Source organism: Cupriavidus sp. CuC1 (assembly GCF_044627735.1).
GTDB lineage: Bacteria > Pseudomonadota > Gammaproteobacteria > Burkholderiales > Burkholderiaceae > Cupriavidus > Cupriavidus ulmosensis.
The window spans coordinates 1-12,678 of sequence record NZ_JBIUHC010000132.1 but is presented as its reverse complement, the minus strand read 5'-3'; the positions used below and the strand labels follow the sequence as shown (position 1 = coordinate 12,678).

At 60.1% G+C, this 12,678-nt stretch carries 10 protein-coding genes; 7 read left to right on the top strand and 3 right to left on the bottom strand.

Going from position 1 to position 12,678, the window contains the following annotated elements; all coding sequences use genetic code 11:
• Nucleotides 1-483 precede the first annotated feature (483 nt).
• Entirely contained in the window at nucleotides 484-1,122 is a 639-nt protein-coding gene (locus ACGLHR_RS38555; RefSeq protein WP_400100726.1) for a hypothetical protein, read from the top strand.
• Nucleotides 1,123-1,863: 741 nt separating this feature from the next.
• Here the strand turns inward: ACGLHR_RS38555 and ACGLHR_RS38550 are convergent.
• Nucleotides 1,864-2,472: a hypothetical protein gene (locus tag ACGLHR_RS38550; protein ID WP_400100725.1), complete on the bottom strand. Its 609-nt coding sequence runs from the start codon at nucleotides 2,470-2,472 to the stop codon at nucleotides 1,864-1,866.
• A 57-nt stretch (nucleotides 2,473-2,529) separates the two neighbouring features.
• Between ACGLHR_RS38550 and ACGLHR_RS38545 the strand changes: the two genes are divergently transcribed.
• A complete protein-coding gene (locus tag ACGLHR_RS38545) occupies nucleotides 2,530-2,958 on the top strand; it encodes a hypothetical protein (RefSeq protein WP_400100723.1) in 429 nt (142 codons plus the stop codon).
• Nucleotides 2,959-3,509: 551 nt separating this feature from the next.
• Here ACGLHR_RS38545 and ACGLHR_RS38540 read toward each other — a convergent pair.
• A complete protein-coding gene (locus ACGLHR_RS38540; protein WP_400100721.1) occupies nucleotides 3,510-3,887 on the bottom strand; it encodes a hypothetical protein in 378 nt (125 codons plus the stop codon).
• A 577-nt stretch (nucleotides 3,888-4,464) separates the two neighbouring features.
• Here ACGLHR_RS38540 and ACGLHR_RS38535 point away from each other — a divergent pair.
• The 5 genes from ACGLHR_RS38535 (at nucleotide 4,465) to ACGLHR_RS38515 (ending at nucleotide 10,799) form a co-directional block, all read left to right on the top strand.
• Entirely contained in the window at nucleotides 4,465-5,469 is a 1,005-nt protein-coding gene (locus ACGLHR_RS38535; protein ID WP_400100719.1) for a Bug family tripartite tricarboxylate transporter substrate binding protein, read from the top strand.
• Nucleotides 5,470-5,512: 43 nt separating this feature from the next.
• Nucleotides 5,513-6,553 (top strand): amidohydrolase family protein, encoded by a 1,041-nt coding sequence (locus ACGLHR_RS38530; protein ID WP_400100717.1) that lies wholly within the window; start codon nucleotides 5,513-5,515, stop codon nucleotides 6,551-6,553.
• Nucleotides 6,554-6,572: 19 nt separating this feature from the next.
• On the top strand, nucleotides 6,573-7,337 hold the full coding sequence (locus tag ACGLHR_RS38525) for an SDR family NAD(P)-dependent oxidoreductase (RefSeq protein ID WP_400100716.1): 765 nt from the start codon (nucleotides 6,573-6,575) through the stop codon (nucleotides 7,335-7,337).
• 200 nt (nucleotides 7,338-7,537) lie between these two features.
• Nucleotides 7,538-8,902 carry an MmgE/PrpD family protein gene (locus tag ACGLHR_RS38520; protein ID WP_400100714.1) on the top strand — a complete coding sequence of 455 codons (1,365 nt, stop codon included), beginning with the start codon at nucleotides 7,538-7,540 and terminating at the stop codon, nucleotides 8,900-8,902.
• Nucleotides 8,903-9,455: 553 nt separating this feature from the next.
• Entirely contained in the window at nucleotides 9,456-10,799 is a 1,344-nt protein-coding gene (locus ACGLHR_RS38515; RefSeq protein WP_400100713.1) for an MFS transporter, read from the top strand.
• A gap of 66 nt (nucleotides 10,800-10,865) precedes the next feature.
• Here ACGLHR_RS38515 and ACGLHR_RS38510 read toward each other — a convergent pair whose 3' ends face one another.
• On the bottom strand, nucleotides 10,866-12,395 hold the full coding sequence (locus ACGLHR_RS38510; protein WP_400100711.1) for a cation:proton antiporter: 1,530 nt from the start codon (nucleotides 12,393-12,395) through the stop codon (nucleotides 10,866-10,868).
• Nucleotides 12,396-12,678: the final 283 nt, after the last annotated feature.

The following is a 12,678-nucleotide window of genomic DNA, read 5'->3' as shown; positions in this document are numbered from 1 at the left end:
GGGCACCTCGGTGCCCAATTTGCAGTGTCCCGAGAGAATAGAATCTGTCAAACCACCGCTTTTGCGTTTGTCAAACTAGGCTAAACCAGCCGGAAAGCCTTGTAAGACGTGGCTTTGACAGACACTAGCCCTCGTTTCTCCGCAAGCATCGGGAAAGGAAAGTTCTTATGTTTTTCGACCCGCTTGCTTCCCGGCGCCGGCGACGGAATTGAAGGAGTTCCGAGGGCAAAGGGACGCCCCGGACGCCCTTTACTTCACTATAGATCATCTTGTGTATGTTGCACGCTATCGGCCTTGCTAGATTATCCAGCAGTGCGCTGGTGCCCTTAATGCACTTGGAACTTCTGCCAGCCTATTTCAGTCCAGGTCTGAATAGTCTTCGGGAGTTCGCTTACGGACACTCGCGACTACCCGTGAGTTCTTTATGTGGCTGGCGCATCGCAACACGATTCCCACGGGGTCATCGCTCTCGAGCATTGGCGGATGCTGTTGCAAAAGCTTTCAGGAGTGTCTGAGCTGGATGACCATTCCGTGCACGAGTTCCTCAAGACGGCCGTCGAGGTGGTCCCCGCAGACGTGATCGAAATGCTGAAGATCAGGCTGCAAGATGGCGCACGCAATTTCGGCTACAGGACACTGCGCAGGGACCGCACCGGCGGCGGTCTGGCGCTCCTCTCTCATTCGGACGGCCGCCGGTTGCTGCGAGAGTTTCTCGGGTGGGCGGTGAATGTTCGGGCCGGTGGTGAGCTGGCGATGGACATAGGCATCTGCGTCTCGGGGCTGTGTGGCAAGTACGGACACGACGTGCTCGACCTCTTGCTCGAACTGGTGAAGGGCGGAAGCCAAGCACATGTGGACGTGGCGGCGAGCGTGCTGCGCAGTGCGCATCAAGAACTCGTGGTCGACGAAACCCCCTTCATTCGAGAGGTGCTGAACCAAGCGGAGTTGATCAGCGAGCAAGCGGTAAAGGACATCTCCGCCGCCGTGTGGTCGTCAACTCTTACCGGGGGACGGTCCGGCGTGGTCGGCGAACCCTTCAAGGAGGACGTGGCACTCCAAGCCCATGGACCCTGCGCATCGACTCTACTCAGGGCTTCTTCAGCATGCGAAGGAGAGCATTGAGCGGCAGGCGCATGAGAAGCGGGTCATGGAGGAGGAAGACGCATAAGCGCGGCTATCTTCTTGCGTGTCGTTCATCAAGGAGGTGGTTTTGTTTTTGTCAGTCAAGGTCGATCGAGTCGAGGATTTCCTCCAGTATTAATAAACGTTGCCGAGCGCACCGCAAAATTCGGCAATGATCCGAAGGAGTTGGGGCGCTGCGAAAACCTGGTTCATCCGCGAATCCAAATCGAGCGAGTTTCATGCTTACGAATCTTGAAGGCGCAACCAATTGGAAATCATGCAGTCTAGCGCCGCTTGTTGACATGAGGATTCGGAAATCTCAGAACGATTGGGCTCGACTCGTGGCTCCCCAGTCCGACCGGTGGACTGGCCCCGTCTTGGCCTGTCGCAGATGGCATGGGCGCGCCGTCGATGTCCTCGGCATCATCTATGCCGGAAAATGCCGATGCAGCGACGGCGGGAGGCGAGCCCTCGCTGCAGACCAATGCAGCCCAAGCCAAGGTTGATGCGGGGAATGCGACGTGATGGCTAAAACGCCTTAGCTCAAGGACTTCGCGATCTGGTTGCGCGGCTTTCACATCCGGATGTGTGTTAAAACCCCACGGGGCGGATTCATACGTTAGTGAGCCCAGCAAGCAAGCGGACTCCGCGTTCTCTGCGGAATGCTAGACAGAAGCGCTTTCGGATTTGGGGCGGATATCGGAGCCACGATGGCTCCGATGAACGAATAGCAGGCTCAACTCAGCTGTCCAGCGTGTCATCAAGATAGGAGCCATCTGGGTCTTTCCCCTGCCGGATTCTCTCCATCCCAACTAGGAACTTTTTTACCGCCTCTCGCTGACGCAGGCTCAGATTCTGGCGCTCAATCAGCTCTTTAACCCTGGGTTCTTCGGCGGCCAGATCCATAAGACATTCGAGTGCTCCCATGTTGAGTTGATAGGTCACCCACGATCTTTTGCCGCTTGACGCGGTGCCCGTCCTGAGGCAGCGATCGAGCAGCAACAGCAGCCCTTCATCATCCGCCACAATATCGTTGAACCGAGAGCGCAAGACATTCGGGTCCCCCCAACTCTTCCAGCGATGAACGAGATAGTCGAACTCCGGGGTAGAAAGGATCTGTTCCATGGGTGCCTCAGCCAGTCGTGAGGCCATGGTGGCAGCCAACTCGTCCGGGAGTCGTTCGCTCAAGTCCAGAAATGCGGCAGGCGCCTTCGAAGGATCCTTTCGAGCCTCCAGAGCGAAGTCCACCGCGCCCACCAAGACCCCCAAGGCTTTGCCGTTTCGCGCGACCTCTAGAAGTAGGCTTTCCCGGGCCTGTGGGTCGAGCCTTTCTAAGAGGTCGGTGGTCAAGCCGAGAATTCGCCAGCGATTGGGCAACGAAAGGAAGCTGACAGGCCAAGGGCTGGGATGACCACTGTTGACTATTGGCGCCTGGCTACTGCCTATCACCTGACGCATGAGCTGCAAGTCTATGTCTCACCATATAGTGAATGGCTTGACTGCGAGTTGAACATAGATGCGATGACTACGGATATGGGTGATTTCGAACAGGCCTGGTTTCGCGAGCTTCAGCCTGATCAAGTGAAAAGGCAATGGCTTAGGGCATCAATGGAGTACCTGCAAAGATGGCACAAGCCAACAAGCGGTTCGCCTGCAGATTCGCAGTTGGCCTCGCACCTCGTCGACGCCGATTACTTCGTGACGGCCGACAAGAACTTTGCTAGCTGCGTCGAGAAGATCCATAAAGAAGCGCCGTTCACAACAGCCGAGCCTCTGAAGCTGCCAGCCGGAAGGGAGGGTGTCGCCGAGATTCTGGCGTTCGAAAGCCGCACATAAGCGCTACAAATTCATCGATTAGTTCAACCTTGCTTGGTTAGCGTCGGCGTGACGTGGCTTCGGCTCGCGTTGCGAGTACCCAGTCCTGAGCAACTGTAGCTGGCCCGGCTGCGATTAGAAGTCGTCGTTCGGAGGAAGGCTGACGGGCTGGGACCAACGTCTGGTCTTGACCCAGACTGTGTGAAAACAAAGTGATCACCTAGACTGGATCAACTCATGGGGCACACGCATGCAACTCCGCCAAGGGATGGCACAACGATGAGCGCGAATATTCCGTACAGTGCCGTGTACTATCTCTTATCGGCGTTGACCATACTTAAGGGCGGGGAAACTCGGCAAGTCCCGCCTGTTCTACCTCGGCCGCTCCGCCCACCATCCGGCGGCTGGGTGAATGGGCGAGCAGAACGGCCGTTTATCGGCCTTATGAGAAGCTTTGCATACAGCCGATCGCCAAGCCCGGCTCGGATGACCGCTCAAGGGCGCCCAACGGACCTTCCGCTGGCCAAGTCCGGCCGCCCCCCGTCGGCCAAAGCAGCCGGTGGTTCCTCTTCTCACGAGCGTCGGGTACAGAGGGTTTCGGCGCTGCTGGCCGTGGCGACCGGCAGTTGGCAGGTGGACTTAAGATCAGCTAGTGCGGCGTCGGCGGCCTCGATCGCAGGGATGATCAGCCCGGGCAGGATGGTGATCTTGTAAACCATGTCTTCGGCCACACAGACATTGGTGATAGGCGTGCGGCCACCAGGCACTACGTTCAGTAGGCAAGGACCCCACAGGGAGACCCGTAGCACCCCGTTCACGCTCTCCTGGAACGACGTCGCTTCCGACGTGGCCTTATTGAGGTCGTTGGCGATGAGGCAGACGCGTTCATTAAACCGCCGACCCGGCTCGGTCAGTGACAGGCTGCGGGGACTGCGATTGAGCAGTCGCACGCCGGTTCATCCTCCAGGGACTTCAGCTGGCCCGCGACTGAACTGATGGAGGAATCGTCCCGGGCGGCAGCCGAGAGACTCTCGGCTTTGACAACCTTGATGAAAGTCTGGATACGCGTGAATTCGCCATGCAGCCTTGTCCCCTGGTTTGTCAGCAACCCTCATCCGGTCTGCTAGAGGGGCTGCCTGTATTGCTCCAGATCCAGAAATGCCAAAAATAGCTCTGCGGTTCGCGTCCCAGAAGCTGATGTAAGCATGCGTTGTGCTTAATGCGGCACGTACGAGCGCGGTCCATACGGTGTTGCGCAGGCTCTACGCGCCGTTCAGGGGAGGGCCTCCACACGTCGCGAGCGGGAAGTCGGAAAGAGGAACCTCTTTCGAACATGTTGGCGACGGAATGGCATGAAGAACATTCCGCCCGGACCCGTGCCAGTCGGGGCAGGAGGCCGGCGTCGCCGCCATTCTTGCGAATCCTGGGAAGGACCTTGCTGACCCAGTGGATTGCGGGATGGATGCCCCGCCTCTATTGTCACGCAACAAGTTCTGCGTTGCACGCAGGCAATCACAGGAGACAGTCATGAATATTGCGGCCAGTGGACGGCTTGGCGCAAAGTTGGCTTTTGCTGCCTTTTCCCTGATGCTGCTCTGGGCTGCACATCCGGCGGTGGCACAGGGATGGCCCAAGCAACCGGTTCGACTCGTTGTCCCCTATCCGGCTGGTTCGGGTGCCGGGGACATTATGGCCAGGAGGCTTGCGGAGAAGCTTGCCGAGAAGTGGAAGCAGCCGGTTATCGTCGACAATCAGCCCGGTGCCGCGGAGATCATCGCGGCGACGCGCGTCGCGCGATCGAGTCCAGACGGCTACACCCTCTTTCTCGCTACCGAGGGGGCCCTGCAAACCAATCCGTTCCTGTTTTCCAAGCTTCCGTACGATCCCACGAAGGATTTCACGCCGATCACCCGCGTCGCCGAGGGCGGCTTCATGTATGTCGTGAGGAAAGACAGCCCATTTCAGACTATGCAGCAGCTCGTGGCTGCAGCGAAGGCGCAACCGGGCAAGGTCTCCTACGGGTCAGGTGGCGCCGGTGGGACCGCCCATCTCGCGGTGAACTGGTTCGCGACCATGGCGGGCAATCTGCAGTTCTTGCACGTCCCCTACAAGGGGGCAGCGGCTAGGGTGCAGGACGTGCTGGCCGGGAACTTGGACTTCACCGCCGCGCCTGTAGCGGCGGTTTCTGCGTTCGTCAAGGATGGCCGCATGCGCCCCTTAGCCACTTCCGGAGCCAGGCGGCTGCGCGCTCTTCCAGACGTACCCACGCTCGCGGAGCTCGGCTACAAGGACCCCGTCGTTACCTTCATGTTTGCTCTGGTCGGTCCCAGCAAGATGCCGCCGGACCTTACCAACATGATCGCGCGCGACGTTGCAGCGTTGCTGAAGGACCCCGACTTCGTGGCGCAGAATATGGATCCGTTCGGACTCGTGGCGATCGGGGATACGCCCCTTGAGTTCGCGCGCTTTCTGGCGGCGGACCGAGACAAGCAAAGGGCGCGGGTCAAAGCGGCCAATGTGCAACTTGATTGAGACGAAACGGTCCGCTGGCTAGCGGACTGAGGAGACTTGCACCATGTCCGACGATTCCATACGTGCGGCGATCAAGGCGCACCTGGGCGTCAATCCTGAATGGCTGGCCAAGCGCAGGGAGGAAATCGTCGAGCCCGAGCTGAAGATCGTCGATCCCCACCACCACGTCTGGGACATGCCGGGGAACCGCTACCTCTTCGACGAGTTGCTGGCAGATTTTCAGTCTGGTCACCGCGTCGTCGCCAGCGTTCACGTGCAGTGCCATTCGATGTATCGTGCGGATGGACCCGAGGATATGCGGCCGGTCGGCGAGACCGAATTCATCAGCGGCGTTGCCGCGCAGAGCGCCAGTGGAGCTTATGGACCGACGAAGGTGTGCGCAGGAATCATCGGAACAACCGACCTCATGCTGGGGCACCAGGTGGAGCCGGTACTCGAGGCGCACCTCCGCGCCGGAGGTGGCAGGTTCCGGGGGATCCGGCCGACCGCGGCTTGGCATGAAAGTCCCGAGGTAAGGGCACTCGACATCAAGCCGCACCTCCTGATGCAGAAGCAAGCACGCGAGGCAATCGCCTGCATTGACAAGCTGAGCCTCTCCCTAGACCTGTGGGTCTTCTTCACTCAGCTCGATGAAGCATTGGATGTCTGCCGATCGTTCCCCGGCCTGAAAGTAGTCATCAACCACGCAGGTGGTCCGGTGGGCATCGGACCATATGAAGGCCAGCGGGACGCCGTATTCGGCGTCTGGCGCAAGAAGATCGAGGCGCTGGCGCAGTGCCCGAATGCGGTCATCAAGTTGGGAGGGCTCGCGATGCGCTACGGCGGCTTCCACTTCAACAAGCTGCCTGCGCCGCCGTCATCCGACCTGCTGGTCGAGAAATGGAAGCCCTACGTGGAGACCTGCATCGATAGCTTCGGCCCCACCCGTTGCATGTTCGAAAGCAACTTCCCGGTCGACCGCGGAATGTGCAACTACCACGTCCTGTGGAACGCCTTCAAGAAGATGACGCAGCGTTACACTCCCGAAGAAAGGGAGAGGCTCTTCAGCCAGACGGCAGCACAGACCTACAGGTTGGCAATCTAGAACCGAACGGAGGAAATTCGTGTCCAGAACAGCTGTTGTGACTGGAGGAGCGTCAGGCATCGGCCGACGCACGGTGGAACGCCTGCTTGCTGAGGACTGGACGGTCTGGTCGTTCGACGTTTCGGAAGAGGCGCTCGCCGAGCACGCCCGGACTCTCGCTGCGGGTAGCCGGCTGCGCTTTCAGAAGTGCGATGTCTCCAAACCGGAGAGCGTGAAGGCCGCGTTCGAGAGCGTCCGCCAGGCCAGTGACAAGCTCGACGCCCTGATCTGTTCTGCCGGCGTCATCCGCATCGGATCGCTGGAGGAGCAGACGCTCGAGGACGTGGATCTCATGATCGGCGTGAACATGAAAGGGCCGTGGCTTTGCGTGCGCGAAGCACTCCCCCTCCTGCGCAAGGACGCGAGCGTCGCCGCACCATCGCGCGTGGTGATCGTCGGCTCCGTTGGGGGCATCCGGCCGAAAACGGGATCCGGCTTTTATTCTGCGACCAAGGCCGCGGTTCATGTGCTCACCGGGATCCTTGCAGTGGAATTGGGTCCCACCGGCGTCATCGTGAACGCGGTCGCTCCAGGCACGGTGGCCACGCCCATGGTGGAAGCGTTGGAGAACCGGAGTGCCACGTCGAGCTACAAACCTTCCGGCGACTCGCCCCTGGGCCGCGTCGCCCAGCCCGATGATGTGGCCGACGTAGTGCTGTTCTACCTGAGCGACGCGGCCAAGTACGTGAACGGCACCGTGTTGCCCGTCGATGGCGGCACGAGGGCAGCTTTCGTCAAGAAGTAGGTTTCCAAAGCAGTCCACCGCGCAATCCACAGGAGAGAACCAATGAACCCGAAGAGAAGACAGTTGATTGTGGCGAGCGGCCTGATGCCGCTGGCCACAATCGACTCTGCGTTCGCGCAGTCTAAGCTGAAGTCAAGCTCATCCGGCTGCAGGCCGTATGGCTGTCTGCCGTCGCATCACATCGCACCGGAGGAGCGACCATGACGGTGGCAGTCGAACTCGCAGAATTTGTCACTCGTACCCACTACGAGGAAGTCCCCGTCAAGGCCATCGACTATGCGGCCATGCTGATCTCCAGCACCATGGCGAGCGCAGCTATGGGGTCCAACCTGGAGTCCTCCCGCATCGTGCGCAGCATGCTGGTCCAGCGCGGCGGCGCGGGGGAGGCTAGCGCATGGTTCGGTGGCGCGCCGCGGCTGCCGGTGGCGTCGGCAGCCCGCATCAATGCGCTCATGAGCGATGCTGCCGCCTCCGACGACAGCGATCTGCGAAACATCACGCATCCAGGCACCACGCTCACAGCGGCTGCCATCGCCGTGGCCGAGAAGACGGGCGCCAACGGCAAGGATGTGCTGGCCGCCATTGCTCTCGGCTATGAGGTGGCCGGGCGCATCAACACCGGTGTGGTGCCTGGCCTCATCTGGGAGAAAGGCTTCCACGGTTGCATGATCACGATCTTTGGCGGGGCGGTGGCGGCAGGGCTGCTGCTCAAGCTCGACGTGAAGCAGATGACGCATGCGCTGGCTCTGGCGGCGACATCCAACGCCGGCCTGCTGGCAGCGGCCAATACCAGCACGGCGCGCGAGCATCACGCGGGGCTGGCGGCGATGCTGGGCGTCGAGGCTGCCCAACTGGCCGGCCTCGGATACACGGCGGAGGAATCCGTCCTGGAGCACCCTAGGGGCTTCTTTTTCGCGTATGGGCAGGACGCCCACGTCTCTGGCCGGGTAGCCGAAGTCACGCGTGGGCTGGGAGACGACTGGAAAATCCTCACCGACATGGCAATCAAACTGGTCCCCGGTGGCCATCCGTACCATGCCATTGGGGAAGCCGCTGCGAACGCGGCCCGCATGGCCGATGTGCCCGCCAGCGAAATTACGGCCATCATCTGTTCGCGGCCAAATGCTCGCCAAATCAAAGGCCCACGCCACCCCACTGACCTGATCGGCGTGGCACACAGCCCCTACTATTTCGCTGCTGCGGGCGCGGTCGACCGTGAGTTCACCTGGGCGCACGCCTCGCCGGAAAAGATCATGGACCCGGCGATCCGCAGGCTGCTCGACTTGGTGGAGGTGGGTGAACCGCCGACGGAGAATGTGGAGCGTTACAAGCAGGGAGCCACGGTAACCGTGAAAGCGCGCGACGGTCGCAGCTTCACGAGCACGGTCTATGCCCCGCGCGGTTCCGCGGTCAACGGAATCGAATGGTCCGATGTGGAAGGGAAGTTCAATACTCTGTGTCCTCTCGCCGGTATCTCGCCGTCGAACATCGCGAGATGCACGCAGGTGCTGCGCCATTTCCGAGGCGTCAAGCACGTGCGGGAACTGGTTGAGCTGATTGGCTGATCGCCAACCAGGCGCCCGGCACCTTCGCTCCGACTTGGGTGCCGGCCCGTCTCGATCATGTCCCGCGTGGACTGGAGTGTCCTCGCCAGGAGCCCGTATCAGAATGAAGCCTCCCCGCGTTGCGGCTTGGGCCACCAAAGAGGTAGCAAGGAAGACCTCGACCGCCCCGGACGGAGCGCATCGCTTCGATCAGCGGTAGGAATTGGATAGTGTCATGGTGTTCGCGCCAGTCACGGTGACTGCGAACCGGCGTGCGTGGTGTGTGATCCCGGGCCGTGCGCGATTGGAATTCCGCCACCGTGTGCAAGATGTAGCCCCCGAGTCCTACCACCGCGGCGAGCTGAACGCACATTCGCCATGCCTTGCAGCGCCGCCACCCGAGACGAGAGCCTGGAGGTTGCATCGTGAGATCAGCCTCGTACATGTGCCGAAGCTTGCCGCTTTCCGGCAAGGACATTCTCGGATGGGCGGGATTGTTGCCCGGGAGCTGTCCCTCTAAACTCAGGCAAGAGGAAAAAATGGCAAGTCAAACAAGTCAATTGGAGACACCGATATGGCTATCAACGTGCGCCCCTCGGACAAGCGGCAGAGGCGGGTCGCGGTTTCATCCACCCTCATCGGTGCGACCATCGAGTGGTATGACTTCTTCATCTTCGGAGTCATTTCCGCGCTCTTCCTGAACAAACTGTTTTTCCCAACCTTCGATCCAACCACCGGAACCATTCTCGGATTCATGACGTTTGCCACTGCCTGGCTGGCGCGACCGATCGGAGGCATCGTTGCCGGGCATCTTGGCGACAGAATCGGTCGGAAGACAACCCTTCTATGGAGCTTCATCATCATGGGGGCAGCTACCATGATGATCGGGCTTCTCCCCACATACGATACTGCCGGTGCCACCGGGGCGGTGCTATTGGTGATCTTGCGGGTCGTGCAAGGGCTGTCCGTGGGTGCCGAGTATGGTGGTGCCGTAGTAACGGTTGTCGAACATGCGGAAGAATCGAAACGCGGCCTCTATGGAAGCTTGCCTCAGGTTGGCTCCATGTTAGGCCTTCTTCTTGGCAACGGGACCTTCTTTCTCATAACCCGTCTAGATCAGGGTGCGTTGATTGCGTGGGGATGGCGTGTCCCCTTCCTGCTCAGCGCAGTCATGCTGGGAGTAGGAATATACATTCGCGGGCGAATGGCGGAGTCGCCAGATTTCGTCAAAGCAGTGGAGGAGGGCACGACCGAGGCACAGCCGCTTCTGACGGTCATTCGAGACTATCCCAGACAACTGATCGCAGTCATGCTCGCACAAGCGGCTCCTAATACGTTCTTCTGGATGTGCGCAGTCTTCATGGTGTCCTATTCGGTGAAGACGCTTGGAATCAGCCAGGCGGAGATGCTGGGAGCGGTCTGCGTAGGTGCGGCTGTTGAAATTTGTACGCTTCCTCTCTTTGGTATGCTGGCGGACCGTATTGGGCGGCGGAAGGTGTTCGTTGGTGGGTTGGTTTTTCTAGTCCTTTCCGCTTTCCCCTTCTTCGTGGCCGTTCAGTCGAAGTCCTTCGTTTGGATTGTGGTGGGGTATGCTGTCCTACTTGGCGTTGGTCACTCGGCAACGTTCGCATCGCAAGCATCGCTTTTTGCGGAGATGTTCCCAACCTCTGTACGGTACACGGGCTTGTCCGCAGCGTACCAGGCATCGGGTGCAATCTTTGCTGGTCCATTGCCGATCATTGCCACGCTTCTCATCGCTGCCCAGGGTGGTGCGCTTTGGCTCTTCATCGGCTACATGATGCTTATTGCGGTCATCAGTTTGGCTGCCATAATGGCAGGCACGCCGCACTACACGCTGCTACCAGCACGTCGCGTTCAGAAGCAAAGCCGACCGCGTAGCGCTGAGGCATCGGTCTAGTAGACGAACTTGGTTCTGCCGCGCCGATCATCCGCTGGACCGCAGGATGTCATGCCGTCCTCGCGATCAGTCAGTATCTGCCGAGATGCGCGAACTGAGCTCGAGCAGGTCGAGTTCGCGTTCGACGGCGCGATAGGCATCATCGCCGATCCGTCCGCTGTCGCGAAGGCCATCGATTGCGCGACGGGAGGCTGGCACGACTTGCTGGCGAAGGGAATTATCCGATGAACCGCGCGGATCTCGACCGACGCGCGCCTCACTCAGAGCTTCGCGATATTCCAGCTTCATACGCTCGGCAGCGGCGCCTTCATGGCGATCGAGTTCGGCCATTGCTGCTTCCAATGCAGCGCCGCGTGCAGTCGCCAGTTCCTCCTGCACCTTGTTGTCGATCGGAAAGTTCAGCCACAGAAGCAGCGGACGGAGCGTCAGCCCCTGAACAACCAGGGTTCCCAGGACCACGGTGAACGCGGTCAAAAGAATGAAGTCGCGATAGGGAAACCCGACGGGTAGCGCGAGCGCTGCGGCGAGCGTGACAATACCGCGCATTCCTGCCCAGCCCACCATTAGCCGACTCTTGGCGTTCTGGACCCAATCCGTGCGCTCGCTTCGAGTCTGATCACGGGCGAAACCATAGACGAGCACCCACGCCAGACGGACTACCACCACCACTCCCAGGATGGCGGCCGCGATGCCAAGCAGGTGCCATCGTACGCGGTCCGGAAACGCCTCTATGATTGGACGCACCTGAAGTCCGATGAGTGTGAACGCGAGGACATTGAGCACGAACGTAACCGCTTCCCAAGTGGAATTGGAGAGGACCCGTACGTGCGAGTTCGCGGATGAGGTAGGCCTCCGTGCCGCGGTCAACCCGAAAACGACTATGGTAATGACACCCGACAAGCCAAGGCGCTCGGCGACGATCCACACCCCGAAGGTCGTGACGAATTGGATGATCGTCGCAGTCGGGGCATCAGTTATAGGCGCGAGCACGCGCACGACGATTTTCGCCATCGCCCAGCCCGCTGCGGTGCTGCCAAAAGTCACGAGGGCGAAGGCCGGCATTGCCCCTGCAACGCTAAAGCTACCCGCCGCGACAGCGCCAATCGCCAGCTTGTAGATCAGCAGCGAGGACGCATCGTTAAGCAGACTCTCTCCCTCGAGGATCGTGCGGATCCGGTGCGGTGGCGACACCTGGCGCAGCACGGCGAGTGCCGCTACAGCGTCGGGGGGCGCTAGCAGAGCACCGAGGGCGATCGCGGCCCCCCATGGCATCTCGGGTAGAAAGAACTTGGCGACGAGCGCTACAGTGACAGTCGTCAAGCCGACCGCGACCAGCACTAGCGATAACACCGGTCGCCAATTCTCGCGCAGGTCGCGCAGCGAGGTGTCATGCGCAGCGTCGAGCAGCACGGGTGCAACGAACAGCGCGAGGATGAGTTCGGGCGGAAGGTCTAGCATTGGCGTGCCGGGAATCAGAGCCACTACAACGCCGCCCAGCGCAAGCAGAGTGGGATACGGAACATTCAGCCGCCGCGCCACCATGGACAAGAGCGCCGCGCCGAAGAAAAGGACAAGGATCGTCTCAAAAATATGCATCTGTGCTCGCCCCTTTTCCAATGGTAGAAAAATCAGATCGCTTGCATACAAGCACCCACGACTCGGGCTCCGACGACTCTGATTGTCCGCTAACGGCTGACGCGAAGCAAAACCTGAAAATGCGCGCTAACGCGCGATACGCGAGGAGTATGGCGTAGCGCAAATGCTCCCATGCAGCCAATGCCCCGGGTTCTGGACTGAATTCATTCTAGTGTCCTGCGTCAGAAGTTCCTTGCATTATTGACACCACATAGTAGTCTGCGTTGAAGGCACGCAAACGGCG

Excerpts from the sequence above, each read along its gene's own strand:
- ACGLHR_RS38520 (WP_400100714.1), top strand. The coding sequence starts at position 7,538 with ATGACGGTGGCAGTCGAACTCGCAGAATTTGTCACTCGTACCCACTAC.
- ACGLHR_RS38530 (WP_400100717.1), top strand. The coding sequence starts at position 5,513 with ATGTCCGACGATTCCATACGTGCGGCGATCAAGGCGCACCTGGGCGTC.
- ACGLHR_RS38515 (WP_400100713.1), top strand. The coding sequence starts at position 9,456 with ATGGCTATCAACGTGCGCCCCTCGGACAAGCGGCAGAGGCGGGTCGCG.
- ACGLHR_RS38545 (WP_400100723.1), top strand. The coding sequence starts at position 2,530 with ATGACCACTGTTGACTATTGGCGCCTGGCTACTGCCTATCACCTGACG.
- ACGLHR_RS38535 (WP_400100719.1), top strand. The coding sequence starts at position 4,465 with ATGAATATTGCGGCCAGTGGACGGCTTGGCGCAAAGTTGGCTTTTGCT.
- ACGLHR_RS38555 (WP_400100726.1), top strand. The coding sequence starts at position 484 with ATGCTGTTGCAAAAGCTTTCAGGAGTGTCTGAGCTGGATGACCATTCC.
- ACGLHR_RS38510 (WP_400100711.1), bottom strand. The coding sequence starts at position 12,395 with ATGCATATTTTTGAGACGATCCTTGTCCTTTTCTTCGGCGCGGCGCTC.